Origin of the sequence: Amycolatopsis bullii (genome assembly GCF_014654205.1) — a bacterium.
GTDB lineage: Bacteria > Actinomycetota > Actinomycetes > Mycobacteriales > Pseudonocardiaceae > Amycolatopsis > Amycolatopsis plumensis.
Genome location: NZ_BNAW01000050.1, coordinates 1 through 26,397, shown reverse-complemented (window position 1 = coordinate 26,397; position 26,397 = coordinate 1). Strand labels below are relative to the sequence as shown.

At 70.7% G+C, this 26,397-nt stretch carries 30 protein-coding genes and 1 pseudogene; 16 read left to right on the top strand and 15 right to left on the bottom strand.

Going from position 1 to position 26,397, the window contains the following annotated elements; all coding sequences use genetic code 11:
* Positions 1 to 81 precede the first annotated feature (81 nt).
* The gene (locus IE317_RS36415) at positions 82 to 336 is read left to right on the top strand and encodes an OST-HTH/LOTUS domain-containing protein (protein WP_229903080.1); all 255 of its coding nucleotides are present in this window, start codon (positions 82 to 84) and stop codon (positions 334 to 336) included.
* A 16-nt stretch (positions 337 to 352) separates the two neighbouring features.
* Complete coding sequence (locus IE317_RS36410; RefSeq protein ID WP_191315910.1) at positions 353 to 1,345, top strand: hypothetical protein; 993 nt, start codon at positions 353 to 355, stop codon at positions 1,343 to 1,345.
* Between the two features lie 109 nt (positions 1,346 to 1,454).
* On the opposite strand, the pseudogene IE317_RS36405 reads toward IE317_RS36410, so the two are convergent.
* A pseudogene (locus IE317_RS36405) lies at positions 1,455 to 2,168 on the bottom strand (AMP-binding protein); the annotation flags it as partial.
* A 181-nt stretch (positions 2,169 to 2,349) separates the two neighbouring features.
* Between IE317_RS36405 and IE317_RS36400 the strand changes: the two are divergent.
* The 7 genes from IE317_RS36400 (at position 2,350) to IE317_RS36370 (ending at position 7,444) form a co-directional block, all read left to right on the top strand.
* Entirely contained in the window at positions 2,350 to 3,063 is a 714-nt protein-coding gene (locus IE317_RS36400) for an ESX secretion-associated protein EspG (protein WP_191315909.1), read from the top strand.
* Positions 3,064 to 3,109: 46 nt separating this feature from the next.
* Positions 3,110 to 3,676: a DUF3558 family protein gene (locus IE317_RS36395; RefSeq protein ID WP_191315908.1), complete on the top strand. Its 567-nt coding sequence runs from the start codon at positions 3,110 to 3,112 to the stop codon at positions 3,674 to 3,676.
* 7 nt (positions 3,677 to 3,683) lie between these two features.
* Positions 3,684 to 4,250, top strand: a complete 567-nt coding sequence (locus IE317_RS36390) for a DUF3558 family protein (protein WP_191315907.1) — start codon at positions 3,684 to 3,686, stop codon at positions 4,248 to 4,250.
* Positions 4,251 to 4,462: 212 nt separating this feature from the next.
* The gene (locus IE317_RS36385) at positions 4,463 to 4,828 is read left to right on the top strand and encodes a hypothetical protein (protein ID WP_229903079.1); all 366 of its coding nucleotides are present in this window, start codon (positions 4,463 to 4,465) and stop codon (positions 4,826 to 4,828) included.
* A gap of 2 nt (positions 4,829 to 4,830) precedes the next feature.
* The gene (locus IE317_RS36380; protein ID WP_191315906.1) at positions 4,831 to 6,276 is read left to right on the top strand and encodes a hypothetical protein; all 1,446 of its coding nucleotides are present in this window, start codon (positions 4,831 to 4,833) and stop codon (positions 6,274 to 6,276) included.
* Between the two features lie 47 nt (positions 6,277 to 6,323).
* Positions 6,324 to 7,070 carry a PhzF family phenazine biosynthesis protein gene (locus IE317_RS36375; RefSeq protein WP_191315905.1) on the top strand — a complete coding sequence of 249 codons (747 nt, stop codon included), beginning with the start codon at positions 6,324 to 6,326 and terminating at the stop codon, positions 7,068 to 7,070.
* Entirely contained in the window at positions 7,070 to 7,444 is a 375-nt protein-coding gene (locus tag IE317_RS36370; protein WP_191315904.1) for a YccF domain-containing protein, read from the top strand. Before IE317_RS36375 ends, IE317_RS36370 begins: the two co-directional genes overlap by 1 nt.
* On the opposite strand, the gene IE317_RS36365 is transcribed toward IE317_RS36370, so the two are convergent.
* Positions 7,441 to 8,241, bottom strand: coding sequence for a metallophosphoesterase family protein (locus tag IE317_RS36365; RefSeq protein WP_191315903.1), 801 nt, complete (start codon positions 8,239 to 8,241; stop codon positions 7,441 to 7,443). The two genes, IE317_RS36370 and IE317_RS36365, sit on opposite strands and share 4 nt — an antisense overlap.
* 37 nt (positions 8,242 to 8,278) lie before the next feature.
* Positions 8,279 to 9,073: an HAD-IIA family hydrolase gene (locus IE317_RS36360; RefSeq protein ID WP_043776367.1), complete on the bottom strand. Its 795-nt coding sequence runs from the start codon at positions 9,071 to 9,073 to the stop codon at positions 8,279 to 8,281.
* Positions 9,074 to 9,263: 190 nt separating this feature from the next.
* Here IE317_RS36360 and IE317_RS36355 point away from each other — a divergent pair, with 190 nt between their 5' ends.
* Positions 9,264 to 11,039: a multicopper oxidase family protein gene (locus tag IE317_RS36355; protein ID WP_191315902.1), complete on the top strand. Its 1,776-nt coding sequence runs from the start codon at positions 9,264 to 9,266 to the stop codon at positions 11,037 to 11,039.
* A gap of 45 nt (positions 11,040 to 11,084) precedes the next feature.
* Here IE317_RS36355 and IE317_RS36350 read toward each other — a convergent pair whose 3' ends face one another.
* The 5 genes from IE317_RS36350 to IE317_RS36330 form a co-directional block, all read right to left on the bottom strand.
* A complete protein-coding gene (locus IE317_RS36350; RefSeq protein WP_191315901.1) occupies positions 11,085 to 12,152 on the bottom strand; it encodes a sulfate/molybdate ABC transporter ATP-binding protein in 1,068 nt (355 codons plus the stop codon).
* A complete protein-coding gene (locus IE317_RS36345; RefSeq protein ID WP_191315944.1) occupies positions 12,149 to 12,913 on the bottom strand; it encodes an ABC transporter permease in 765 nt (254 codons plus the stop codon). The genes IE317_RS36350 and IE317_RS36345 overlap by 4 nt, the downstream gene beginning before the upstream one ends.
* 61 nt (positions 12,914 to 12,974) lie before the next feature.
* The gene (modA, locus tag IE317_RS36340) at positions 12,975 to 13,787 is read right to left on the bottom strand and encodes a molybdate ABC transporter substrate-binding protein (protein ID WP_191315900.1); all 813 of its coding nucleotides are present in this window, start codon (positions 13,785 to 13,787) and stop codon (positions 12,975 to 12,977) included.
* Positions 13,784 to 14,188, bottom strand: coding sequence for a TOBE domain-containing protein (locus IE317_RS36335; protein WP_191315899.1), 405 nt, complete (start codon positions 14,186 to 14,188; stop codon positions 13,784 to 13,786). The genes modA and IE317_RS36335 overlap by 4 nt, the downstream gene beginning before the upstream one ends.
* A gap of 33 nt (positions 14,189 to 14,221) precedes the next feature.
* Positions 14,222 to 14,701: a MarR family winged helix-turn-helix transcriptional regulator gene (locus IE317_RS36330; RefSeq protein ID WP_191315898.1), complete on the bottom strand. Its 480-nt coding sequence runs from the start codon at positions 14,699 to 14,701 to the stop codon at positions 14,222 to 14,224.
* Between the two features lie 150 nt (positions 14,702 to 14,851).
* On the opposite strand from IE317_RS36330, the gene moaA reads away from it, so the two are divergent.
* The 3 genes from moaA to IE317_RS45340 all read left to right on the top strand — a co-directional run bounded on the left by moaA (position 14,852) and on the right by IE317_RS45340 (position 17,637).
* Positions 14,852 to 15,859, top strand: coding sequence for a GTP 3',8-cyclase MoaA (moaA, locus tag IE317_RS36325; protein ID WP_191315897.1), 1,008 nt, complete (start codon positions 14,852 to 14,854; stop codon positions 15,857 to 15,859).
* A 10-nt stretch (positions 15,860 to 15,869) separates the two neighbouring features.
* Positions 15,870 to 16,121, top strand: a complete 252-nt coding sequence (locus tag IE317_RS36320; protein WP_191315896.1) for a MoaD/ThiS family protein — start codon at positions 15,870 to 15,872, stop codon at positions 16,119 to 16,121.
* A gap of 871 nt (positions 16,122 to 16,992) precedes the next feature.
* Positions 16,993 to 17,637: a transglycosylase family protein gene (locus tag IE317_RS45340; RefSeq protein WP_191315895.1), complete on the top strand. Its 645-nt coding sequence runs from the start codon at positions 16,993 to 16,995 to the stop codon at positions 17,635 to 17,637.
* A gap of 649 nt (positions 17,638 to 18,286) precedes the next feature.
* Here IE317_RS45340 and IE317_RS44800 read toward each other — a convergent pair.
* The gene (locus IE317_RS44800; RefSeq protein ID WP_229903078.1) at positions 18,287 to 18,742 is read right to left on the bottom strand and encodes a MarR family winged helix-turn-helix transcriptional regulator; all 456 of its coding nucleotides are present in this window, start codon (positions 18,740 to 18,742) and stop codon (positions 18,287 to 18,289) included.
* Positions 18,743 to 18,796: 54 nt separating this feature from the next.
* Between IE317_RS44800 and IE317_RS36305 the strand changes: the two genes are divergently transcribed.
* A complete protein-coding gene (locus tag IE317_RS36305) occupies positions 18,797 to 19,246 on the top strand; it encodes a nitroreductase/quinone reductase family protein (protein WP_191315894.1) in 450 nt (149 codons plus the stop codon).
* On the opposite strand, the gene IE317_RS36300 is transcribed toward IE317_RS36305, so the two are convergent.
* The 5 genes from IE317_RS36300 to IE317_RS36280 all read right to left on the bottom strand — a co-directional run bounded on the left by IE317_RS36300 (position 19,233) and on the right by IE317_RS36280 (position 22,914).
* Entirely contained in the window at positions 19,233 to 20,153 is a 921-nt protein-coding gene (locus IE317_RS36300) for a molybdenum cofactor biosynthesis protein MoaE (protein WP_191315893.1), read from the bottom strand. The genes IE317_RS36305 and IE317_RS36300 overlap by 14 nt on opposite strands.
* Entirely contained in the window at positions 20,150 to 20,620 is a 471-nt protein-coding gene (moaC, locus tag IE317_RS36295; protein ID WP_191315892.1) for a cyclic pyranopterin monophosphate synthase MoaC, read from the bottom strand. The genes IE317_RS36300 and moaC overlap by 4 nt, the downstream gene beginning before the upstream one ends.
* Before the next feature lie 9 nt (positions 20,621 to 20,629).
* A complete protein-coding gene (locus tag IE317_RS36290) occupies positions 20,630 to 21,196 on the bottom strand; it encodes a hypothetical protein (protein WP_229903077.1) in 567 nt (188 codons plus the stop codon).
* 44 nt (positions 21,197 to 21,240) lie between these two features.
* Entirely contained in the window at positions 21,241 to 22,629 is a 1,389-nt protein-coding gene (locus IE317_RS36285) for an NAD-dependent malic enzyme (protein ID WP_191315890.1), read from the bottom strand.
* A gap of 105 nt (positions 22,630 to 22,734) precedes the next feature.
* The gene (locus IE317_RS36280) at positions 22,735 to 22,914 is read right to left on the bottom strand and encodes a hypothetical protein (RefSeq protein ID WP_191315889.1); all 180 of its coding nucleotides are present in this window, start codon (positions 22,912 to 22,914) and stop codon (positions 22,735 to 22,737) included.
* An 89-nt stretch (positions 22,915 to 23,003) separates the two neighbouring features.
* Between IE317_RS36280 and IE317_RS36275 the strand changes: the two genes are divergently transcribed.
* Complete coding sequence (locus IE317_RS36275) at positions 23,004 to 25,241, top strand: helicase-associated domain-containing protein (RefSeq protein WP_191315888.1); 2,238 nt, start codon at positions 23,004 to 23,006, stop codon at positions 25,239 to 25,241.
* Positions 25,242 to 25,297: 56 nt separating this feature from the next.
* Positions 25,298 to 25,861 carry a hypothetical protein gene (locus IE317_RS36270; RefSeq protein WP_229903076.1) on the top strand — a complete coding sequence of 188 codons (564 nt, stop codon included), beginning with the start codon at positions 25,298 to 25,300 and terminating at the stop codon, positions 25,859 to 25,861.
* Here IE317_RS36270 and IE317_RS44795 read toward each other — a convergent pair.
* Positions 25,858 to 26,397: DUF742 domain-containing protein (locus tag IE317_RS44795; protein WP_229903075.1), on the bottom strand; the 540-nt coding region annotated here is incomplete at its 5' end. The genes IE317_RS36270 and IE317_RS44795 overlap by 4 nt on opposite strands.

Sequence of the window (26,397 nt, the reverse complement as noted above, 5' to 3'; positions counted from 1 at the left end):
TACCAGTTCGGCCGCAACGGCCCGACTCCGGTGCAAAAAATGTCCGACTGCGCCACTCAAATCACCGCTGATGCCGCGCTGATGACTTTGCTCCACAACGTCGTCGAAGCCGCCTCCGACGACGACGGCTGCGCGCCACTGTCCTCGGTGGGCAACATCGTCACCAAACAACGTCCGGACTTCGACTCCAACACCTACGGCTACGCCGAACTCAGCGACTTGACCACCGCGGACCACCCAGTTCGAGATGAACCGCCGCAGCCCGGCGACAGCAAGCCGACCGTCATCTACGTCCGCGACCGGCGTCTCCCAGGCCACACCATCCTGACCGACTGAGAGGGTCTCCGCTCGCATGAAGCCGCTCACCGACGCCGTGGCGACGTTCGCCGCTTGGTTCACCTCCGACCACATCGCGTTGGTCTCCCTCATCGTGGCAGCACTCGCGCTCGGCGCTTCGTTCTGGGGAACGCTCGTCTCCCGGAAAAACGTCAAAGTTGCCTTACGCAGCGCAGCAGCCGCTGAAGAACAAGCAGCGGCAGCGATCGACCAGGCCCGCGTTGCATCCCAGCAGTCCTCCCTCGCCCACGACACCGCGGAAGTCGACGCGCTTTCCGCCGCCAAGGCCCGCATAGACGAGGCCGCACCGAACGTCACCGTCGTTCTCTCTCCGATGGACGACGCACCTCGCCTGGTGCCCCGCGACGAGCAGATCCCCATTCCCCATCCCCCGGTCGAAGAACCTAACGAACGCACGCTGGACTACGACGAACACCGCAACGATAGCGTTTACTTCGTCCACTGCGGCATGCTGATCAACGACGATGTTCGAACCGTTCGAATTCACTCGACCTACGCACGGCTTTACGCCGGCCGTCACCCCATCACCGGCGCCGACATCCCGCTACCCCTCTGGTCAGCCGCCGAGCGCTGCCACGTGCTGGAAGCGGGCCAGACGGCGCTGTTCGAGCTACGCGTGGAAAAACGGGTCGATGACATCGTCGAACAAGCCGATCAGAGAGACGACCAAGGCGACGAACGTCCATTCTCACGCGACCAGATGATGTTTCTCCCTGGAGCTCTCGACGAACCGCGACTGATCGTCACTATTTCGACCTATGCGAACCCGTTCAAGGAACGCTACGGCTCCGACATGAGCGCACCGCTGATTATGCGATCCTACGGGCACGTCCAGGTCGTGATCAAACGCGAGCCGACGTACCCGAAATCTTTCAAACACATTCACGCCGAGCTACTCCGCGACGACGAGAAGCTGCGATCGCTGGAGTACTTCGACGAGCTCCGACGGGCACTCGACCGCCGCGAACAGCGCGGTGGCACAATTTGACTATGCCCGCAAGGCCACCGAAAAGCCGCAGTAATTCAACACCGAGAGACATTACCGCCACTTCGCAGTTACAAACGGATCAAATACTCCGCTTAAACCTGTGACTTCAGTGGTAGAAGGGCACCGGGATGCAGACCTTGTCCGCTTCCGTGTAGTTGCAGAGCTCGCCGACGAAGTAGCCGTTGTTCAGGATGTTGTGGTGGGACAGCGTGGCGCCCTTGGGGAAGCCCGTGGTCCCGGACGTGTACTGGATGTTGATCGGGTCGTCGGCCGACAGCCCGGCCTGCAGGTGCGCCAGCCGCGCCGGGTCACCTCCGCGGCCGGCGTCGATCAGCGCCTGCCACCCCTCGCTGCCGAGGATCACGACCTGTTCCAGCGCCGCGCACTTCTCGCGCATCTCGTCGGCCATCGCGGGGTAGTCGGACGTCTTGAACTTGTCCGACGCCACCAGCAGCCGGATCCCGGCCTGGTTGAGGACGTACTCCAGCTCGTGCGCGCGGTAGGCGGGGTTGATGTTGACCAGGATGGCGCCGATCTTCGCCGTCGCGTACTGGAGGAATGTCCACTCCGCCCGGTTCGGCGACCAGATCCCGACCCGGTCGCCCTTGCCGATGCCCTGCGCGACCAGGCCCAGCGCCAGCGCGGTCACCTCCGCGGCCAGCTCCCGGTAGGTCCACCGCTTGCCGGCGGCCCGGTCGACGAGGGCGTCACGGTCCCCGAACGCGGCCACCGTCCGGTCGAAGTTGTCGCCGATGGTGTCCCCGAGCAGGGGGACTTCGGAGGTCCCCGAGGCGTAACTCGGCAGGGCGGGCGCGTCAGGCATGGTGCCTCCTGAAGTCGGCGGTGACTGCCGCCGAGTCTAGGAATCAGGTGGCGGGTCAGCCAGCGGGTGGCCGGACTCCCTTTTCTCGTCGTCGGCGGCGGCAGGGCGGCCGGCCGGGTGAGGTTGCCGGGGACGGGCGTTCGTCAGCTGGAAATCCGACGGGTTCCGCTAGGCTCGAACCGTGCCGGAGGAATTCTCGCTGGGCTTGCCGGAAGTCATCGCCGCGATCCGCCGCACGGGCCTCCCGCAGCACTGGCACCCGTTCGAGATCCGCAGCCCGGGCCACACCCTGGAGGAACACGACCGCATCCTGGCGGCGGCGTGGGAGTCGATGCGGGCGCGCGGGCTGGCGGGGCCGGAGAAGCTGGACATCGAGGTGGAGCAGACGCTCCGGGCGTGGACCCAGCCGGAGGTGCTGATCATCGTCCGGGCGGCGGAGGTGGCGGACGGGCGCCAGGTGTTCTACCGAGCCACTATCGGCCACGGCCTCGGCGTCTACTCGGAGCTGGTGCCGGACGGGATCAATTTCGTCCAGATCCGCCCCGACCACCTGGTCGACGCGCTGGTCGGCATCCTCCCCCGCTACGGACCGCTGCCGGTGGCCCCGGTGACGTCGACGGTGGGCCCGAACCGGCCGCCGGACGCGGAAGCGTTGCGCGAATACGCCCAGTGGGCCCCCCACCGCCACGGCACGTTCGAACTGTCCACCCGCCTGGGCCAGGGCAGCCTCCGCCCGGTGGGCACGGTGACCTTCGTCGACACCGACGCAGGCCGCTACCTGACCTTCACCGACCCCCTCCCCGGCGGCGAGTCCCGGCTGAGGTTCACCCCCTCGGACGGGGGACACCTGAGAGGGTGGTTGCACGAGCGCATCGCGGAGACGACCCACCGGTGACCGGCGTCCTCGCCTCGGTGCGTGATCTACCCGTAGTGTTCAGGTCGTGACCCGAGCAGTTCGCCTTCGCGCCACCGTCCTCGTCCTGGGCATGTTTGCCTTTGCGCTGAGCGCCTGTGACAGCAAGGTGGGGGGTACGCCGCAGGCTGCGGACACGCCTTCGAGCAGCGCCTCCACGACCAAGCCGAGTGGCGCTACGGGCGACAACCCGTTCGGGGACATGAAAGCCTGCCCCACCCTCGACCAGGCGCTCAGCGGTCAGGGTTACTCGTTCTCCACGCCGACCACGGCCGACGCGAAGCGAAGCTGCACGACCGAAAAGAAGACCGGCGACGAGTCGATCGGCGTAACCCTCTCCTTGCACGCCGGTCAGACGATCAACGAGAACATCGCGGACCCCAGCAAAGCCTCGACCGGCACGGTCAACGGCCGGTCCGCCGTCCAGGTGCGGGAACCCATCGGCGCGAAGGGGCAGTGTGCCATCGCGATGGAGGTCAAACCGCAGTCACGGGCTGCCGTATCGGTGACCCTGAGTTTCGGCACCACCGACCAGGCCTGCGCGGACGTCAACGACATCGCGACCAAGGTCGAGCCGCTCCTGCCCCGGTCCTGATTTCGCGATGCGCGACGTGCGAACCGAGACGCGGCCGAGCTTCAGGCACCGGACTGCCTTGGCCGGTTTCGTCCTGCTCGCCCTGAGCGGCTGCGGAAGCGAAATCGCAGGGAACCCCCGAGCAGTTGACACGCCTTCGGGAAGCACGCCGGCGACGCCCCCGCCCCGCACAGGAAACGACCCGTTCACTCAGCTGAACCCGTGCAAGCTCCTCGATCAGGCACTTACGGGGCGGGGCTACTCCGCCGCGAAGCGGAGCGATGTCGATGCGGCTCACAACTGCGACGCGAAGAAGACCGACTACGGCACAATCGGCCTTGCTCTCCAGCCCGGGCAGACGATCAACCAGACCATCGCCGACCCCGGCAAGGCCGTGGCCGGGGACGTCAACGGGCGACCTGCCGTGCAGGAGCGCGAGGCTCTCGGGGGCACGGGTTCCTGCGACATCTCCATGGAGGTAGCACCGAACTCGCGGGCGACGGTCTTGGTCACCCTCCAGACAGCGGGCACCGATGAGGCATGTCGGCTGGCCAACGACGTTTCGACGAAAGTAGAACTGCTTCTGCCGAAATAGCGACGAGGCGAACAGTGACACGAAGCGCAGTCACTACTACAGTACTAGCTCGACACAGAGGGTGATGGACGTCGCCCGTGCCTTGGGAGGGCTCGATGGCATCAGGAGCACAGTTCGGGGGGCCACCTCCCACGACACCAGCTGGCGACGCCGGGAACAACTTCCTGTCGAACCTCCTTGACGTTCCGCTGGACACGGAGGGCGCGAAGCGGGTGAACGAAGGCGCCCAGCAGTTCAAAACCCTCGCCGAGAGCGGCGGATTCACGATCAACGAAGCGGGTTTCGAGCATTACCGCAAGGTGTGCGACACCTTCATCGACGGGTACAACAGCATCCGTCGCGACCTCCACGTACTCAGCCTCGCTGCGCAGATGGGTGGCAGTGACTACGCCAAGCAGGTAGCGAGCTTCAACGTCAAGGTCGCGGTGAGCGACCACGAGTCGCTCGTGCCGAACCTCGAGCTGCTCTCCGAGGGGTTTAAGCAGGTCCGCGAAGCACTCGAAATCGCTCGCAAGAACTACCGCGAAACCGAAGACGCGCACAGCCAGACCTTCGCCAAGCTCCGCGGAAGCGAGTGACCATGGCTCACGAGCACGCGGAACATCGCCAGTACGAGGGCGATTTCTACGCCCAAACGCAGCAGAAGCTGCAGCAGAACGTGCAGCACTTCGGTGCCGAGGATCGGGGTGAGGCCAGCACCGGGGTCACGCCTCAGACGGAGAACCAGGCAGCCCAGTACTCCGTGGAGCAGGGCAAGGTGCTGCTGCAGAACCAGGCGACCCGGGGCGACGCGCCCGCGCCTGGCCAGAACTACGCGGCCAGCTCACACGAAGACCTCTACAACATGGTCCACGAGAACATGAGCCCCGGCGACCTCGATGATCGCGGCCGGGTCGCGAACAAGCTGGGGAACTGGCTCGCGGACGTCTCCAACGCCGCGAACGAAGCCGTCAACTCGAGCGAAATCCAGTGGCAGGGCGATGGTGCCGCGAAGGCGCACGGGTTCTTCCAGAACACCGCCAACTACACCGCCGAGACGGCCAACGCCGCGCAGCTCAGCTCCAACCGGTACTCGCAGCAAGCGGCTGCCGCCGACTATGCGCAGAAGAACATGCCGGAACCGACCGGGTTCAACCAGCAGACCGAAATCGCCAACGCCACCAAGCAGTACCTGGCCGGTGATGTCGTCGGCGCGACGCAGACGATGAACAACGTCGCCGCCAAGCAGCAGCAGGCCGATGCCGCGCATCAGCAAGCCGTCCAGGTGCTCCAGAACCTCGACTCCACCTACCACGAAACCGCCAGCACCCAGCCCACCTACACCCCGCCGCCCCAGCTCGGGCAAGGGGATTCCACCTCCGCCAGCGGCTTCCACGGCACCGGCAGCAGCGGCTTCACCGGCACCCCCGCCATCGGCGGCACCGGCCCGGGTACCGGGCCCGGTGGCACCACCGGAACCTTCGTCCCCGGCGGGCCGGCCGCGACCGGAACGACCGGGCCAGGGCCGACCCCGGGCCCCAACCCGCCCGGCACCGCCTACATCCCTCCGGGCACGACCAGCGGCACCGGCACCTTCAACAGCAACAGCAACTTCCGCGCCACCCCCGCCGCCGGGACGTTCGGGCGTCTGACGCCCGATGGGCTCGCCGTGCCCGGGACCACCGCCGGCGGTGGCTCGCCGAACAGCGGGGACACCGTCCGCGGGAAGAGTGCCGGGCGGGCCGGGACCGGGTTCGCCGGGTCGCGGGTGTCCGGCAGTGCCGGCACCGCTCCCAAAGAAAGCGAAGGCGCCAAAACCGGGAGCAAAACCGGCGAACGGCTCGAGCGCGGAGCGACCGCGGCCGCCGCGGCCAAGGGCAAAGGCGGCACCGGTGCCGCCGCCCCGGGTGCGGCCGGCAAGAAGAAGGACGACGACAAAGAGCACAAGAACAAGTACGCCGTCGACGAAGAGGTCTTCGATCTCAAGGCGGAACGGGGACCCGATGGCGAAAAGGTCGTGAAGCCGACCATCGGGGAAACCACCTAAGGGACAGACCCGAGGGAAGCCGCAAAAACCATGGCTACTCTGGTGACATGCGCTTCTTCATCGTCGACGCCTTCACCGATCGCGCCTTCGCCGGGAACTCCGCCGGGGTCGTCCTGCTGGACGAGCCCGCCGACCCGGCCTGGATGCAGGCCGTCGCCGCCGAGATGAAGCACGCCGAGACCGCTTTCTTCGTCAGCGCAACGAAGTCGCTCCGGTGGTTCACCCCCGCCGTCGAGGTCGCCCTGTGCGGGCACGCCACCCTCGCCGTCACGCACGTGCTCGGCGGCGAACAGACCTACACCACCAAAAGCGGCGAACTGCGCGCCAAGGCCGAAGACGGCTGGGTCGAGATGGATTTCCCGTCCGACCCGCCGCACCCAACCGACGACGACCTCTCCGAAATCCTCCCCGGCGTCGAGATCGAGTACACCGGCCGCGGCGTCGAAAACCTCTTCGCCGTCGTCAAAGACGCCGAGACCGTGCGCACCCTCGAACCGGACCTCGAGAAGCTCAAGCACACCTGGACCGGACGGCTGCTGGTCACCGCGCGAAGCGACGAAACGGACTACGTCAGCCGCTTCTTCGCCCCCGGCGTCGGCATCGACGAAGACCCCGTCACCGGCTCCGCGCACTGCATCCTCTCGCCCTACTGGTCCGAACGGCTCGGGAACACCGAACTCACCGGTGAACAGGCCTCGGCACGCAGCGGCATCGTCCGCACCCGCCAGGACGGCGACCGCGTCCACCTCGCCGGCCAGGCCGTCACCATCCTGAGCGGAGAACTGCACGTCTGATGCGCACCCTGCTGAACATCATCTGGCTCGTCCTGTGCGGCTTCTGGATGGCCGTCGGCTACCTGATCGCCGGCGTCATCTGCTGCATCCTCATCGTCACCATCCCGTTCGGGCTGGCGTCGTTCCGGATCGCGCACTACGCGCTCTGGCCGTTCGGGCGCACGGTCGTCGACCGGCGAGACGCGGGCGCCGCCTCGTGCATCGGGAACGTCGTCTGGTTCGTCTTCGCCGGGTGGTGGCTGGCCATCGGGCACGTCGTCACCGGCATCGCCCTCTGCCTCACGATCGTCGGCATCCCACTCGGCATCGCCAACTTCAAGCTGATCCCCGTGTCGCTGGTGCCGCTCGGCAAGGAGATCGTCGAGATCGCCTAGGACTCCGGCGCGAACGGCAGCTCGACCACCAGGCACGGCCCGCCGACGAACAGGCCGCCGTCGACGCCGAGGGCCTTGCCGCCCGCGTACAGGAACGGGCCCTCGATCTGCGTCGGGTGGATGCCCAGCTGGTCGGCGATGACGCTGTGCCCGTGCACGATCCGCGAGCCGCCGAGGACGTCCATCAGCTTCTGGGCGTTTTCCTCGCCGTCCGGGCCGCGGAAGGCGTAGCGCGTGGTCATCCGGCGCCAGACGTCCCACCACGCCTCGATGTCGCTGCCCTCGAGGATCTCGCGAGCCGCCTCGTTGATCTCGTCGATCGACGAGCCCCAGTCGAGGTACTCCAGCGTGTCCGAGTGCAGCAGCAGGTGGTCGGCGGCGACGGCGGCCAGCGGGCGCGCGGTCAGCCACTCGATGTGCTCCGGGGTCAGCCGGTCCTGGTCCGACAGTAGGCCGCCGTTGATCTCCCAGCTGCGGGCGAAGCTGCGCGGGCCGAAGTCGGACGGCACCGGCTCGTCGCCGAAGTGGTACATCCCCAGCGCGAGGATCTCGTGGTTGCCCAGCAGCGTCTGGACCTGGCCGCCGGCCTCGGCCGCCTGCTCTTCGAGCCGCATGACCAGGTCGATCGCCCCGACGCCGTCCGGACCGCGGTCGACGAAGTCGCCCAGGAACCACAGCTGGTCCTCGCCACCGGACCAGTTGTCCTCCTCGTCGACCAGGCCTTCGGATCTCAGCGCGTCGGCGAGTTCGTCACGGTGGCCGTGGACGTCGCCGACCACGTACGTCGACTTGCTCATCCGCTGACGATATGCCCTGTGGCCGGCCGCCCCACGGTCAGCCTTCGCCGAACGGGTCCAGGGTTCGCCCGATCAGGTCGGCGACCGAGTCGATCACCATCGTGGGCCGGTACGGATAGCGTTCGGCCGACTCCGGGGTGGATATGCCGGTGAGCACCAGGATGGTCTGCAGGCCGGCCTCGATGCCCGAGTGCACGTCGGTGTCCATCCGGTCGCCGATCATCAGCGTCGACTCCGAGTGCGCGCCGAGCCGCCGCAGCGCCGAGCGCATCATCAGCGGGTTCGGCTTGCCGACGTAGTACGGCGAGCGCCCGGTGGCCTTCTCGATCAGCGCCGCGACGGACCCGGTGGCCGGCATCGAGCCCTCCAGGCTGGGGCCGGTCGCGTCCGGGTTCGTCGCGATGAACTTCGCGCCGCCCTCGATCAGCCGGATGGCGCGCGTGATGGCGCTGAAGCTGTACGTGCGGGTCTCGCCCAGTACGACGTAGTCGGGGTCGCGCTCGGTCAGCACGTAGCCGACCTCGTGCAGCGCCGTGGTGAGGCCGGCCTCGCCGATGACGTACGCCGAACCGTTCGGTCGCTGCGACGAGAGGAACTTCGCGGTCGCCAGCGCCGAGGTCCAGATCGACTCCTCGGGGATGTCGAGCCCGGTGCGCTCCAGCCGCGCCCGCAGGTCGCGCGGGGTGTAGATGGAGTTGTTCGTCAGCACCAGGAAGTCGATGCCGTTCGCCTTCAGCTCGGCGAGGAACTCGTCGGCCCCCGGGACGAGGTGCTCCTCCTTCACCAGGACGCCGTCCATGTCGGAGAGATACGTCCAGCGGCGTTCGCTCATGGTGCGAAACCTATCACGCGCGCGAGACACCTGCGTGATACGCCGAAAAGGGCTACCATCGGAATTACCGGTAACGCGAGGGGAGTCGCGTGCCCGGTCACCGAGGGGGTTCGGGGGAATACTTTTCGACGTCGACGGCGTACGCGCCGCCGCGCAATTCTTCCTGCCCCCGCACCGAAGGGGGAGAACCATGACCGAAATCATCGAGCGCCCGGCGGCGACCGGGCCGATCACCGCACCGAACTGGGGACTCACCAAGTTCCTCGACCCGTTGCGCGTTCCACCCGTGTTCCGGCCGCGCGGCCGGGAATTGATCACCATTCCCATGGTGACCCAACGGCAGCGGCTGCACTCGGAATTGCCCGAAAGTACGTTGTGGACGTACGCGGGCCATTTCCCGGGTCCGACGATCGAAGTGCGCAGCGGCAAGCAGCTGCGGATTTCGTGGTCCAACGAAATCGAGGGCGAGTTCCCGCTCGTGGCCGTTCAGGGCCCGCTGGCCGACGCGCCGGCCGGCCGTCCGGGCCGCGAACTGGACAGAACGGGCTACTCGATCATCGACGGCGTCGCCGACCTGCCGGCGTGGACGGTCGTCCACCTCCACGGCGCGCGCACGAACGCGGGCAACGACGGCTGGGCGCACAACGCGGGCCTCGCGGGGACGTCCCAGCTGGCCGAGTACCAGAACCGCCAGCAGGCGATGCCGCTGTGGTACCACGACCACGCCATGGCGATCACCCGCTTCAACGTCCACACGGGCCTGGCCGGGATGTACCTGATCCGCGACGACGAGGAGGACGCGCTCGGCCTGCCGCACGGCGACCACGAGATCCCGCTGATCATCACCGACCGCAACCTGGACATCGACCCGGCGACCCAGTCGCTCACCGGGCAGCTGCTGTTCAAGGTCCCGGCCCTGCCGAACGGCACGCTGATCCCGTTCACCGGGCCGTTCACCCTGGTCAACGGCGTGATCTGGCCGCACCTGGACGTCGACGCGCGCTGGTACCGCTTCCGGCTGCTCAACGCGGCCAACTCGCGGTTCTACACGCTCAACCTGGTCGACGAGCACGACCAGCCGGTCAACGAGGCCGTGCGCCTGATCGGCACCGACGGCGGCCTGCTGCCCGCGCCCGCGGAACTGCCGGCGAACGGCCTCACGGTCGCGCCGGCCGAGCGGTTCGACGTGCTGATCGACTTCAGCCGCTTCAAGGGGCAGAAGCTTAGGCTGCGCAACGCCGACCCGCAGCTCGGCAGCGTCGAACCGGACCTCATGGAGTTCCGGGTGGACGGCCGGGCGAAGCACGACCCGTTCACGCTGCCGGAGAAGATCTCGACGTCCTACACGCGCCTGGTGCACGGCTCGACGCTGCCGGAGGACCACGACCACGTCTGGGTCGCGCTCCTGCTCAACGCCGAGGGGCACCCGGAGATGTGGGACCTCCAGGAGGTCGACGCGGACCCGGGCGGCCCGGGGATCATCCAGCTCCAGGACCCGAACGGCGGGCTGAAGACGTTCCGGATGACCGGCCGGCTCTTCGACGACACCACCGGGATCTTCATCGACCACGACCGGTGGGCGGTGTGGAACCTGGTGCACGTGGCGAACGGCGGTCCCGCGCACCCGATCCACATCCACCTGACGGAGTTCCAGGCGCTGTTCCGGCGCAGCTTCACCACGACGTTCGACCAGGCCACGGAGCGGACGACGGCGCCGATCGACGGCTTCGCCGACATCCCGCTGGAGAAGTACGAGGAGGGCTGGAAGGACACGATCATCGTGCGGCCCGGCCAGTGGGTGAGCGTCGCCGGGCAGTTCGGCGGGGGAACCGGCGAGTTCATGTTCCACTGCCACATCCTCGACCACGAGGACGAGGGCATGATGCGGCCGTTCGTCGTGCACCCGCCCGAGGTGGCGAAGTTCCACGTCCACCCGGGCGGCGGCCACCACCACGACGCCGCCTGACCCACCCTCTTGAGTGGTAAGGCGGGTTCTAACCCGCCTTACCACTCACGAGGCTGCGGCCGGGTGGATCGCCACGGTCGCGGCCTTCACCGACAGCGTCACCGCCGAGCCGGGCTCCAGCGCGAGCTCGGCGACGGCGGCCGGGGTGAGGTCGGCGGTGAGGCCGTGGGCCCAGCCGCCGCCCTCGGCCCGGAGCCGGATCACCGGCCCGTGCGGTTCCAGGGCCGCGACGACGCCGCCGGTCGTGTTGCGCGGGCTGCCGCGGTGCTCGCCGTCACGGGAGTAGACGGCGACGGCGTTCGGCGGGAACACCGCCACCGCGGGCTCCCCCGGCACCACGTCGGCGGCGTGGATCCCGCTCACCACCTCGCCCGACGCCGTCCGCAGCCCTTCGGCGACCGCGGTGCCGGCGACCAGGTTGAGCCCGGCGATCCGCGCGGTGAACGCCGTCCGCGGCGCCGAAAGCACCTCACGCGTCGGGCCGCGTTCGACGACTCGGCCCTCGTTCAGCACGGCGACGTGGTCGGCGAGCGCGAGCGCGTCCAGCGGGTCGTGCGTGACGAGCACGGTCGTCGGCCCGGTCTTGAGCACCCGCCGCAGCAGGCCGCGGATGGCCGGGGCGGCGTCGACGTCGAGGGCGGCGAAGGGCTCGTCGAGCAGCAGCAGGTCCGGTTCGGCGGCCAGCGCCCTGGCGATCGCGACGCGCTGGGCCTGGCCGCCCGACAGCTGCCCGGGCCGCCGGTCGGCGAGCGCGACGGCGTCCACTTCGGCCAGCCAGAGGAAGGCGCGCTCCCGGGCGGCCCGGCGGCCGGCGCCGGTCGAGCGCGGCGAGAAGGCGACGTTGTCCACTGCGGACAGGTGCGGGAAGAGCAGGGCGTCCTGGGAGAGCAGCCCGATCCCGCGGCGGTGCGGCGGTACGCCGGCCAGTGCGCGCCCGGCCACGGTGATTTCCGCCGACGCGGGCGTGATCAACCCCGCCAGGCAGCCCAGGACGGTCGACTTGCCCGAGCCGTTCGGGCCGAGCAGCGCCAGCACGGTCCCGGTGGGCACGTCGAGGTCGACGTCGAGGGAGAACGAGCCGCGGACGGCGGCGATCCGCGCGGTCAGGCTCACCGGAGGCCGCCTTCCCACGAGCGCGGCCGCGCGACCGCGATCACGATCACCGCCACCACGATGAGCAGCAGCGAGAGCGCGACGGCGCTGTCGATGTCCACTTCGGCCTGGGTGTAGACCTCGAGCGGCAGCGTGCGGGTGACGTCTTCGAGGCTGCCCGCGAAGGTGATCGTGGCGCCGAACTCGCCGAGCGCGCGGGCGAAGCTGAGGACCACCCCGGAGCCGAGCGCGGGCAGCAGCAACGGCAGCGTGACCCGGCGGAACACCGTCCACGGGCGCGCGCCGAGCGTCGCGGCGACCTGCTCGTAGCGGTCGCCGGAGCCGCGCAACGCGCCTTCGAGGCTGACCACCAGGAACGGCATCGCGACGAACGTCTGCGCGATGACCACGGCGGCCGTGGTGAACGGGACGGGCTCCCCGGTCAGCGCGGTGATCAGGGCGCCGAGGAAGCCCTTGCGGCCGAGCAGGTAGAGCAGCGCGAGGCCGCCGACGACCGGCGGCAGCACCAGGGGCAGCAGCACGATCGAGCGCAGCAGCCGGACCCCGCGGAAGCGGGCCCGCGCGAGCACGACGGCCAGCGGCACCCCGAGCAGCACGCAGGCCAGCGTCGACAGCGCCGCCGTGATCAGCGACAGCCGCAGCGCGTGCCACGACGACGGCGTGGCGACCAGCGACGGCAGCCGCGTCAGGTCCGAGCGCACCAGCAGCCCGACGACCGGGAGGACGACGAGGGCCAGCGCGAGGGTGGCGGGGATGCCCAGGACCCACGGAACCCGTGAGCGGCCGGCCGGGACGGATCCCGGCCGGCCGCTCGAGGTGCGCTTACTTCGCAGGGCCGAACCCGGCCTTGCCCAGCTCGGTCTCGCCCTCGGCACCGAGGACGAAGTCGTCGAACTCCTTGGCCAGCGCGCTCTGCCCGCCCTTGACCACGGCGATCGGGTAGCTGTTGATCGCCTGCGCCGCCTCGGGGAAGTCGACCTTGTCGACCTTGCCCGCGGCCGACGTCGTGTCCGTGACGTAGACCAGGCCCGCGTCGGCGTCACCGGAGGCGACCTTGTTCAGCACCTGCTTGACGTCCTGCTCCTCGCTCTTCGGCTTGAGCGTGACGCCGGTCGCCGTCTCGACCTTCTTGGCGGCCGCACCGCACGGCACCTGCGGGGCGCAGGTGATCACGGTCAGGCCGGCCTTGTTCAGGTCGGCGAAGGACTTGATGCCCTTGGGGTTGCCCGGGGCCACGGCGATGGCGAGCTTGTTGGTCGCGAAGACCGCCGGCTGGCCGTCGATCACGCCGCCCTGGACGGCCTTGTCCATGGTGGCCTGGTCGGCCGAGGCGAAGACGTCGGCCTTGGCGCCGTTGGTCAGCTGCTGGACCAGGCCGGACGAGCCCGCGAAGCTGAACTTCACGGTGGTGCCGGGGTGCTTGGCCTCGAACGCCTTGCCGAGCGCGGTGAACGACTCGGTGAGCGACGCGGCCGCGAACACGGTCAGCGTGCCGCCACCGCCGGCGTTCCCGGCCCCCTTGGGCGCGGGCGCGGTGACGGACGACCCGCCGGTCTGCGTGCTGGGCTCGTCCGAGCTGCTGCACGCGCCCGCGAACAGGGCGACCGCAGCCACGACGAGAGCGAGCTTCTTCATGAACTTCCCTCCGGTGTTTCCACCACAACAGTGGTCGCTTTGACCACCGCCACCGCGAGCACGCCAGGGCGCAGACCCAGCTCGCGGACGGCTTCCGTACTCATCAGGGACACCACGCGGTGCGCCCCGCACTGCAGTTCCACCTGGGCCATCACCTTGTCGGCGATCACCTCGGTGACCAGCCCCACGAACCTATTGCGGGCGGACCGCCCGACCGCCGACGGGTCGTCGGGTGCGGTGGCCTGAGCCCGGGCGAACCCGGCGAGCTGGGCGCCGTCGACGACCTTGCGGCCGGCGGCGTCGTCGGTCGCGGTCAGCTGCCCCGCGCGCACCCACCTCCGGACGGTGTCGTCGCTGACGCCGAGCAGGCGCGCGGCCTCGGACAACCGAAATTGCGGCATGCCGCAGACGTTATCTCCGCAGTTGAGGAAAAGCTACGCGGGGCGCGCATCCCCCATGAATTCGGCGCGCAGCTGTTCGAGGATGACGTTCTGATAACGTTCGATCACTTTTCGCTCAGCCGGGGAGAACTGCGCGAGCTGCTCGCGGAGGGCGTCGAACGCCGACTCGAAGAGCGGCGCGAAGCGGTCGGCCGCCCCCGGAACCACCTCGACGAGGACCTTGCGGCGGTCTTCGGGGTCGCGCACGCGCCGGACCAGGCCGACCTTCTCCAGCCGGTCGATGACCCCGGTGACCGCACCCGTTGACAGGCCGGTCAGCCCGGCGATCCGGCCGGCCGTGAGCGGGCCGCCGGCCTGGATGACCAGGTCGAACGTCTTGTGGTCGGTGCCGGACAGGCCCATCCGCTCGGCGATCCTGGCGTGCCGCAGGACGGTGAACGTGCTGCCTTGGCGGCCCAATTCCGCGAAGCGGAGGAGTTCCTCTTCGGTGACCGGGTAAGTCTTTTCCGTCACGGGCCCTCGTTGGTTCGGCTGCTGAACAACTCAGTGCACAAAGTATCCTAGAGAAGACGTCAGGCCGCCCGTTCCGGAGCTACGCTGTGCGTAATGACGGCAGTGGATCTCGGGTTTCCTCGCGTCCCCGGTACACGAGGGTCATCTCGCGTGCCCAGGCCCGAGAACCCCCATCTCATCGACACCTTCGGCCGGGTGGCCACCGATCTGCGGGTTTCCCTGACGGATCGCTGCAACCTGCGCTGCACCTACTGCATGCCCGCGGAAGGCCTCGACTGGATGCCGGGCGATCAGGTGCTCACCGACGACGAGCTGGTCCGGTTGATGCGGATCGCCGTCGAGCTGCTCGGCGTCACCGACATCCGGCTCACCGGCGGGGAACCGCTGCTGCGGCCGGGCCTCGAGGGCCTCGTCGCGCGGATCACGGCGCTGTCGCCGCGGCCGCGGTTGTCCATGACCACCAACGGGATCGGGCTGGCCAAGCGCGCGGCCGGGCTCGCGGCGGCCGGGCTGGACCGGATCAACGTCTCGCTCGACACCGTCGACCCCGAGCTGTTCAAGACGATCACCCGGCGCGACCGGCTTTCGCACGTGCTCGCGGGCCTCGCGGCGGCGCGGGACGCCGGGATGTCGCCGGTGAAGGTCAACGCGGTGCTGATCCGGGGGCTCAACGAGACCGAAGCCGTGCCGCTGCTGAAGTTCTGCCTCGACGAGGGCTACCACCTGCGGTTCATCGAGCAGATGCCGCTGGACGCCCAGCACGGCTGGAACCGCGGCGAGATGATCACCGCGGCCGAGATCCTTTCGCTTCTCGGCACGGCGTTCTCGCTGACGCCGGCCAGCGAGGCGCGCGGCGGCGCGCCGGCCGAGCGCTGGCTGGTCGACGGCGGGCCCGGCGACGTCGGCGTGATCGCGTCGGTGACCAGGCCGTTCTGCTCGGCCTGCGAGCGGACGCGGCTGACCGCCGACGGTGCGGTGCGCTCCTGCCTGTTCAGCAACGACGAGACGGATCTGCGCTCTCTCGCGCGCGCGGGCGCGCGCGATGAAGAGATTGCGGACGCCTGGCGGGCGACGATGTGGGGCAAGCTCGCCGGGCACGAGATCAACGACGCCGGGTTCGCGCAGCCGATCCGGCCGATGAGCGCGATCGGCGGCTGACGTGGCGACGGTGACCATCGTGGTGCGGTACTTCGCGGCGGCGCGGGCGGCGGCGGGCACCGAAGAGGAGAAGGTGCAGCTGCCGGCCGGGGCGACGGTCGCCGACGCGGTGGCCGAGCTGCGCCGCCTGCACCCCGCTTCCCTGCCACGGCTCCTGGACGCGGTCAGCTACCTGCTGGACGGCATCGCGGTCCGCGACCTGACCCGTCCGCTGCGGAACGGCGCCGAGCTCGACGTCCTTCCCCCCTTCGCCGGCGGCTGACCGCTCGCACTCGTGATCGAAGGCCGACACGCGGCACCACCTGGGCGAGCTTGCGCCGAAGCCGGCAAAGGCGTGCTCCGTTCGGCGTAGCCCCGCGCACTTCGCCTCCCCTGTAAAACGGCGACCGCTCGGGTACGGCGGCCGACCGCTCGGCGACCCGCTTCCGGGCCTCCGGCGTGGCGCGTCACCGATTCCGGGTGTTCGCGGGAAGCTGATCGCGCCCGGCCACCACGCCTTACGGTGACCTGTTTCACCTGGTCCGTCGCCCTCCGTCGGCGTCGGCGGGCGGGTCCGGCGGTCGCCGTCGCTTCGACCGGGTCGCGAAACCGCTCGAACGGGTGGGACTGCTGTGACTCTTGGGGTAACTGGTGCAGGATTGTCAAGTCTGGCGCGGTACCCCCGGCACCCATAAGATGCGCGCTTCAATCGCGATCCGGACGGCGCGAATGGCCCCTTCGCCCCGCGAAACACGTGATGCAAGCCTCACGATCCGTGTTTTATCTCGGGGAGGAAACGGGCAGATAACGGCCGCCTGACCTGCACAAACAGTCATATCGACGGGGGTTGCGTGCCGTTACTGTGACGTAGGTCACGCCCCGAATAATTTCCGATCACGGCCGTCGTTACGTACCGTCGCTTTTCGGTTGGCCCCGACCGACCGAAGCAAGACCGGGAATCCGTAGCGCCTAGCCCTGTCCGACGGATCCCCGGACCCATACCCCGAGCGAAAGCATTTCCGGACAGGGACGAGGGGACGAGGAAGACGCGTCGTGCGTCGGAGTCGTCTGCCGGCCTGGGATGGCCGGCGCCAGGACCCCGAATCCTGACCCTCACACCGGTTCGTAGGCGCTGGAAACCGAGAAGCATCCAAATGTCTTACCGAGGCAAGCACCGCAAGATGTCCGCTGCCACCCGCACCGTCGCTCGCGTCGCCATCGCGGGCATTGCGGTCGGCGCTCCCCTCGCGATCGCCGCGACCCCCGCGTCGGCGACCAACTGGGACGCCATCGCGCAGTGCGAGAGCAGCGGCAACTGGAACACCAACACCGGCAACGGCTACTACGGCGGCCTGCAGTTCTCGCAGAGCACCTGGAAGGCCTACGGCGGCACCGGCAGCGCGGCGAACGCTTCCCGCGAGGAGCAGATCGCCGTGGCCGAGCGCGTCCTGCAGGGTCAGGGCATCGGTGCGTGGCCGGTCTGTGGCAAGAAGGGCGGCGGCTCGTCGGCCCCGAAGGCCACCGGCAACACCACCAAGAAGGTGACCCCGAAGAAGAGCACGGCCCCGGCCGCCCCCAAGAAGGCGGCGGCTCCGGCCCCGGCGGCCGCCCCCGCGGCGACCGGCGTGAGCAGCTCCAACCCGGCCGGTGACTACACCGTCGTGGCGGGCGACACCCTGTCCAAGATCGCCAAGCAGTTCAACGTCCAGGGCGGCTACCAGAAGCTGCAGGAGCTGAACGCGAAGTACATCCCGAACGCGGACCTGATCCTCGTCGGGCAGAAGATCGCCACCAAGTGACGATCTCGCAGTGATGCACGAGTCCGGCCTCGAGCCGTGACCTGAAAGGGCTCCCACCGCCGATCCCCCGGGCGGTGGGAGCCCTTCACGCGTTCCGGGCCTGGTGCCGCGGAGCCCGGAACTGTCGGTGGCCGCCGGTAGGCTGGCAACCGGGGGCCGGAGGCCAAGCCAGCGGCCGCCACAGGCGCCTGGCTCGCCGGCTCGGCCAGGCTCGCCGGGCGCGCCACACGCGAGCAGACTCGTCGGCAGGCGCCTCAAGACGCGACATCGCCCTTCGGCGCCAGCGGATCGGCCTCTGAAGGCGCGCATCGCCCCCTAGAGCCGCGCATCGCCCCTCAGAGCCGCACACTGCCCCCTCAGGCGGGCACTGGCCTCTCAGAGCGCGCCAACCTGCCCCCGCCCTTGGCGATCCGGACAGACCCACTCAAAGAGCCCGCTCCGCGCCCGCAGGCGGGCACGCACCCTGGCCCACCGCTTCGCGGGCATCACAGCCGCCCCGGCGCCCGCCGCCCGGCAGTCCGCAGCCCCAACCCGCTCGGCACCCCGGCCCGCACGGCCCGCCGCCCGGCAGTCCGCAGCCTCAGCCCGCCCCGGCGCCCCCAGCCCGCATCACCCGCAGGCCGCCCTCCGCAGTCACCCAAGACGCCCCTCACCGCGCCCGGATCCGCTCCGCCTCCGCCAGCTGCATCCGCTCCCCCTTCCGCAGCACCTCGATCACCACCTCCAGCTGCTCCGGCGCGTACTCCGCCAGCAGCGCCCGGCCGGCCCGCTCGATCGGCCCGTAGACCTCCTCCAGCAGCTCCGCGGCCTTCGGCGTCAGCTCCACCACCGCCCGGCGCCGGTCGTCCGCGTCCGTGCGGCGCGTCAGATGGCCGGCGTTCGTCAGCCGCTGGATCGCCGTCGTCGTCGCGGCCGGGCTCAGGTTCGCCTCCGCCGCCAGCTTCCCCGCCGTCAACGTCCCCGCCGCCGCGACCAGGCCGATGATGCGCAGGTCCGTGCGGTTCACGCCGAACGCCGCGGCCGCCGCCTCGTCGACCACGTCGTTCGCCGCACCGAACGCCGCCGCCGCGTGGGTTGCCTCGGTGACCAGTGATTGCTTCGACACTCGAAAGAGTCTACCTTGGCCGGTAAGTATTTCGATCGTCGAAAGGATTTCCCCGTGCCGACCACCCGCCAGGCCTTGCCCCGCTGGCTCCGCCCCGCCAACCGCGTCGTCCGCCTCCTGACCCGCCTGGGGCTGCGGCTGGGCACCGTGCACGTCCTGACCGTCCCCGGCCGCCGTTCGGGCGCCCCACGGCCCACTCCGGTCTCGCCGCTCACCGTCGACGGCGACCGGTACGTCATCGCGGGGCTGCCCGAGGGCGACTGGGCGCGCAACGTCCGCGCCGCGGGCCGGGGCGAGCTGGCCTACGGCCGCCGGAAGCAGGCCGTGACGCTGACCGAAGTCACCGATCCAGGCGTCCGCGAGCAGGTCATGCGGGACTTCCCGCGCGAGGTGCCGCACGGCGTGCCCATGTTCGTCAAGCTCGGCCTGGTCACCGGCGCCGACCCGGACGAGTTCGCCGCGGCCGCCGACCGGGTCGCGGCGTTCCGGATCACGGCGAGTTGACCCACTCGTCCGTGCCGTCGGTGAAGTGCTGGTGCTTCCACACCGGCAGCCGCGCCTTGACCTCGTCGACGAGTTCCGAACACGCCGAGAACGCCTGCCCGCGGTGCTCCGCCGCCACGGCGCAGGCCAGGGCGACGTCGCCGATCGTCAGCGCGCCCAGCCGGTGGCTCACGGCGACCGCGCGGACGCCGGCCCAGCGCGCCGACAGGTCCGCGACGACGTCCGCGATCACCTGGCCCGCGCTGGGGTGGCCTTCGTAGGTCAGGTCGCGGACGCCCTTGCCGCCGTCGTGGTCGCGGACCACCCCCGCGAACGTCACCACCGCGCCCGCCGCGTCGTCCTCGACCAGGCGTGCGTGCTCCTCGACCGACAGCGGCTCCTCGGTCACCAGCGCCCGCGCGACGCGCACCTCGGAAGCCGGTGCCGCGGGCCGCGGGTGGTCGCCGCCGGCCAGCTGGTCGACGGCGTGCTCGAGGATGCCGTCCAGGACGCCCAGGCCGTCCTTGACGCCGCCGCTGGAGCCGGGGAGGTTCACGACCAGGGTCCGCCCCGCCACCCCCGCCACCCCGCGCGACAGCACCGCCGTCGGCACCTTCGGCAGGCCGGCCGCGCGGATCGCGTCCGCGACACCCGGCAGCTCGTGGTCGAGGACCGCGCGGGTGACGTCCGGGGTGCGGTCGGTCGGCGAGATGCCGGTGCCGCCGGTGGTGAGGACCACGGCGACGCCGTCGGCCAGCGCGGCCCGCAGCGCGACGCCCACCGGGTCGCCGTCTTCGACGACGACCGGCGCCGGCACGTCGTACCCGCGGTCCGTCAGCCAGGCAGCGATCACCGGGCCGGTCTTGTCCTCGTAGACGCCTTTCGCGGCGCGGTTGGACGCCACGATCACGCGCGCGGTGCGCTTCACGGCCGCTCCCAGGTTCCGGTCTTGCCGCCGTCCTTGCGGAGCAGGCGGACCTCGTCCAGCGTCGCCGCCGGGTCGACGGCCTTGATCATGTCGTGCAGCGTCAGCCCGGCGACGGCCACCGCGGTCAGCGCCTCCATCTCGACGCCGGTGACGTCGGTGGTCTTCGCCGTGGCGCGGATGCCGACCTCGGCCTCGCCGAGCGTGAACTCGACCTCGACGCCGGACAGCGCGATCTGGTGGCACAGCGGGATCAGCTCGGGCACCCGCTTGGCGCCCATGATCCCGGCGATGCGCGCGGTGGCCAGGGCGTCGCCCTTGGGGAGGCCGTCGGTGGCCAGCAGCCGGAGCACCTCGGCGGTGGTCCGCACGGTGCCGGCGGCGAGCGCGGTGCGTGCGGTGGCGGTCTTGCCGGAGACGTCGACCATCCGGGCGGCGCCGGATTCGTCGACGTGGCTGAGTTCACTCACGAGCCGAGGCTACTTCCGCGGCCCGCGAAGGCCACCGGCGACGCCCGGCGCGGGGTGCCACACCTCGGTGATCGTCGCGGTGCCCGCGACCGGCCGCCGCTCGTGCATGGTGATCGAGTCCCCCGGCGTGAGGTGGCGCCAGCTCGGCGGGGTGAGCGGCGCCAGCCGGACCGAGCCCCGGCCACCCGGCTCGAGCTCGGGAGCGGACTCGACCCAAACCTTCGCGATGTGCAGGTCGGCGGTGGACCGGCCGATCGCCCACATCGGCCGCAGCAGCCCGTCCCCGGGGACCGGGAGGCGACGGCCGCCGGCTTCGGGAGCGATCAGCCGGAGCTCGGCCCGGATGATGCCGTGCCGGGTTTCCCATCCTCGCCACTGGCACCAGGCGGCCCGGCGCTCGAGGTACATATGCCGGGCGGCCTCCTCGAGGAGGCCCCAGTATTCGACCGTCTGCCAGCCGAAGCCGTCGAGGTCCTCGAGGATGCCGAGCGCGAACTCCCAGTCGTCGTCGCGGAGGCAGTCCAGGACGTCGGCGGCGCCGAAACCGGCGTCGCTCCGGGCGGTGGCGGGAACCATGCCTGCGGCGCGTCGGAGAAGCTTGGAAGTGTCCACCCGGCGGCTCAGCGCTCCGCGAGCACAGCCTTCCGGACCGCCTCGGCAACCGCCGGCGCAACCGCGCTGTCGAACACGCTCGGCACGATGAACGAAGCGTTCAGCTTCCCGTTGTCCACCACGTCCGCGATCGCGTCGGCCGCGGCCAGCAGCATCGAGTCGTCGATGTTGTGCGCGTTCGCGTCCAGCAGGCCGCGGAACACGCCCGGGAACGCCAGGACGTTGTTGATCTGGTTCGGGAAGTCGCTGCGGCCCGTCGCCACGACCGCCGCGTGCTTCTGGGCTTCCAGCGGGTCGATCTCCGGGTCCGGGTTGGCCAGGGCGAAGACGACGGCGTCGGACTTCATCGTCGCCACCTGCTCGGCTCCGAACAGGTTGGGCGCCGAGACGCCGATGAACACGTCCGCGCCCGCCAGCGCCTCGTGCAGGGTGCCGCTCACCTGCTCCTTGTTCGTGTGCGAGGCAATCCACGTCAGGTTGTCGTCGAGGTTGCCGCGGGCCGAGTGCACGATGCCGTCGATGTCCGCCGCGACGATGTCACCCGGGTTCTTCTGCAGCAGGAGGCGGATGATCGCCGAGCCCGCCGCGCCGACGCCGCTGACCACGATCTTGCAGTCCTCGATGTTCTTGCCCACCACGCGCAGGGCGTTGCGCAGCGCCGCCACGACGACGATCGCGGTGCCGTGCTGGTCGTCGTGGAACACCGGGATGTCCAGCTGCTCGCGCAGGCGCTTCTCGATCTCGAAACACCGTGGCGCGGCGATGTCCTCGAGGTTGATGCCCGCGTACACCGGGGCCAGCGCCTTGGCGATCAGGATGATCTCCTCGGTGTCCTGGGTGTCCAGGCACACCGGCCACGCGTCGACGTCGGCGAACTTCTTGAACAGCGCCGCCTTGCCCTCCATCACCGGCAGCGCCGCCGCCGGGCCGATGTTGCCGAGGCCGAGCACCGCGGAGCCGTCGGTGAGCACCGCCACCGTGTTGCGCTTGATGGTCAGCCGGCGCGCGTCCTCGGGGTTGGCGGCGATCGCCTGGCAGACGCGGGCGACGCCCGGGGTGTAGGCACGCGAGAGGTCGTCACGGTTGCGGAGCGCGACCTTGGGCGTGACCTCGATCTTGCCGCCGAGGTGGATCAGGAACGTCCGGTCCGAGACCTTGCGGACCTTGACGCCGGGCAGCGAGTCGAGGGTCTGGGTGATGTCGTTCGCGTGGTTCTCGGACAGCGCGTTGGCGCTGATGTCGACCACGATCGAGTCGGAGTGGGACTCGACGACGTCGAACGCGGTCAGCACGCCACCGACGCGGCCGACGGCGGCGGTCAGATCCCCGGCCGCGGTGACCGAGGCCGGGGCCTCCACCCGGACGGTGATCGAATATCCGGGACCGGGAACCGGCATGGCACTACCCCCGTGGTGGGAAAGGTCGGCTGGGACGGGAGGAAACCTACTCCCGTGACCGCCCTCACGAGGGGCCGATACCGGTACTGACCAGTAACTATGCGGTCAGCGGTTGATCTCGGTCTCGGGGTGCACGTAAGGCACCGTGTCGAGCGGGAAGGTGACGTCGCCGAACGGCGACAGCGCGCCCTGGCGGTCGGACGCGAGCTCGGTCACGGGGTGCTCGCCGGCCTCGCCCGGCCACGTCGGGTCGATGCCCTTGTGCTTCTTCTCACCCTTGGCCACAACGTCCTCCACAGCCGTCCACGGTTGTACGCAGACAGTCTGCCTGAGCCCCGGCGGCCCGGCGCAACCGCCCGGTATCCTGGTCTTCTATGCCCGCGACCTCTTTGGCGGACTGGCTGCGTGCGGAGTCCGACGACGCACTCGCCGAGCTGCTCCGCACGCGGCGCGACCTGTCGACGCCCCCGCCCTCCGACAGCACGGTGCTGGCCACCCGGGCCGGCACCCCCGGCTCGGTCGCGCGCGCCTGCGAAGACCTCGACACCTTCACCCTGGCCGTGCTCGAAGCGTGCCTGCTCGCCGGCGCGGATCGCGATCCGGTCCCGGTCGAAGAGGTCGCGAAGCTCGTCGGCACCGACGTCGCCGCGCCGCTGGCCCGGCTCCGCGCGCGGGTGCTGATCTGGGGCCCGGACGACGCCCTGCGCGTGCCGCCCGCCGCCCGGGAGGCCCTCGGGCCGTTCCCGGCCGGGCTGGGCGAATCGAAGCCCTCGCTGGCGGACGAGGATCTCGGCGCGCGGCTCGCCGAGCTGTCCGACGACGAACGCGGCGTGCTGACCGCCCTCGCCGCCGGGCCGCCGATCGGCCGCACCCGCGACGCCGGGCTCGACCTCCCGCTCGAGAAGGCCGGGACGCCGGTGCAGAAGCTGCTCGCCCGCGGCCTGCTGCTGCGGCGCGACGACCAGACCGTCGAGCTGCCGCGCGAGCTCGGCATCGCGGTGCGCGGCGGGGCGTTCGCGCCCGGCACGCTCACCGAGCCCGAGCTGCCGGTCCACCCGCACCAGCCGTCCACTTTGGACGAGGCGGCGGCCGGTGAGGCGATGGAGTTCCTGCGCCACACCGAAGCCCTGCTGCGCGCGTGGTCGGCGGCGCCGCCGCCGGTGCTCAAGTCCGGCGGCCTCGGCGTGCGGGAGCTGAAGAAGCTCGCCAAGGACCTGGAGATCGACGACACCCAGGCGATCCTGGTGGCCGAGCTGGCCGTGGGCGCCGGGCTCGTCGCGGACAGCGAAGCGAGCGTGCCCGAGTGGGTGCCGACGACGCTGACCGACTCGTGGCTCGCGTCGCCGACCGCGCAGCGGTGGATGACGCTCGCCCAGGCGTGGCTGGAACTGCCGCGCCTGCCGGGGATGGCCGGCGGCCGTGACGCCAAGGACAAGCCGATCGCGCCGCTGTCGGAAGACCTCCGCCGCCCGCTGGCGCCGGTCTCGCGGCGGCGGATCCTCACCGCGCTGGCCGACCTGCCCCCGGGCGCCGGTGTGAAGAGCGTCGACGAGCTCGTCGCGGTGCTGGCCTGGCGCGCGCCCAGGCGGGGTGGACGGCTGCGGGACGAGACCGTCCGCTGGACGATGGCCGAAGCGAGCGCACTCGGGATCGTCGGGCTCGGCGGCGTCACGACGGCGACGCGGGCGCTGCTCGCCGATGACCGGCCGGGTGCGGTCGAGGCCATCCTGGACGCGCTGCCCGCACCGGTGGACCGCGTGCTGCTGCAGGCCGATCTGACGGTGGTCGCGCCGGGTCCGCTGGAGCCGGAGCTGGCGGCGGAAATGTCCGCCGTCGCCGACGTCGAGTCGGCGGGGCACGCGACGGTCTACCGGATCACCGAGGCGTCGGTGCGGCGCGCGCTGGACACCGGCCGCACGGCCGACGAGCTGCACGCGCTGTTCAAGGCGAAGTCGGCGACCCCGGTGCCGCAGGGGCTGAGCTACCTGATCGATGACGTCGCCCGGCGGCACGGACGGCTGCGCGGCGGCGTCGCGGCGTCGTTCCTGCGGTGCGACGACGAAGCCCTGCTGGCCGAGGTGCTGGCCCACCCGGTCGCGGCGGAGCACGCGCTGCGGCTGATCGCGCCGACGGTCGTGATCAGCCCGGACCCGCTGCACGAGGTGCTGGCGGCGCTGCGTGGCGCCGGGTTCGCCCCGGCGGCGGAAGGCCCGGACGGCCGGGTGGTCGACATCCGCCCCGGCGGCCGCCGCCTGCCGGCGAAGGCACGTGCGGCCCGCCGCAGCCCGGGTGAGCAGGCGGTGCTGACGGACGACCAGGCGGTCCGGATCGTCTCCAACCTCCGCGCGGGCGACGCGGCTTCGGCCCGCCGCCGGGGTTCCGCGGTGCGGGCACCGGTCGGCGGTGGCGCGGACACGTCGGCGACGCTGGAACTGCTCTCCCGGGCGACGCTGGAACGCCGCGAGGTGTGGATCGGCTTCGTGGACTCCCGCGGAACGGCGAGCCAGCGCGTGGTCCGGCCGGTGCGCGTCGGCGGTGGGGTCCTCGAAGGCGAGAACAACGAGCGCTACTCGCTCCACCGGATCACGTCCGCCGCGATCGTGGAGGACTGACGCCGGATCCGGTGAATCCCCCGCCGGACCGTCCGGGCCGGTGGTAGGCCTGGATCATGAAGTGGGGAACGCGCGTGACGGCGCTGGCGGCCGCGGCGGTCGTGACCGGGACGGGCTTCGCCGCGCCGGACCACTCGGCGTACACCGTCCGCGGGACAACGCACATCGCGAAGCCGGACGCCGATCTCGAGCTCGGGCCGGGCCGGTTCGACCTGGACAGCGGGCCGGGCACCTTCGCCGGCACGATCACGCTGCCACCGGTCGAGGTCACCCGGTCGCTGCCCGGCGTCGGCAAGGTCAGCGGCACCATCACGCTCGGCCCCGGCCACGCCGAGGGCTCGCTGTCCGGCGGCTTCTCCGGCTCGGCGACCTGGCCGGTGGTGCTCTCCGATGTCCGCGTCAACGGCGTGTCGTACGACGTCGGCGACGGGTGCGGCACAGCCGAGCCGCTGAAGACCGAGCTGACGTCGGAAGACTTCGCCGTCGGCCGGGGCGGGCGCCTCGAATCGACCTACGCGATCGGGGCCTTCGAGAACTGCCGCTCGGCCACGCCGCTGATCAACGCCGTCGTCCCGGGCCCGGGCAACACGCTGGTCCTCGACCTCACCGCGGCCGGTTAGAGCGCGCGCAGGCCCGCCAGGACGCGTTCCATGAACTCGCGGGACGACCGGTCGCCGAGGATCAGCTCGGTCTGGTGGATCAGCACCAGGCCGATGTCGGCCATGTCGCCGACCAGCACCTTCACCACGCCCAGGGGCAGCCGCAGGTGCGCGGCGATCTCCGCGACGGACCGGGTGTCCAGGCACAGGTCGCAGATCCGGCGGTGCTCGACCGAGCGGACCCCGCGGTAGCGGCGCCCGTCGTCGGACGTCGAGACCAGCGCCTCCAGCGCCAGGTTGTGGTCGGACCGCGTGCGCCCGCCCGTGCGGGTGTACGGACGGACCCGCGAACCCGGCGAAGCGGCGGGCGCCGGGCTCGCCACCCGGGCCGGCTCGTTCCAGGCCGGGTCCTCCCACGGTTCCGGGTTCGGGATCCAGCGGGTCTCCGGGTCCGGCGGCGGCGTCCAGGCGGCGGGTGGCGGCGGGGCCCACGCGGGCGGAGGTGCCGCCTGCGGCGACACCGGCGGGGCCACCGGGTGCGGCCGCGAGACCAGATC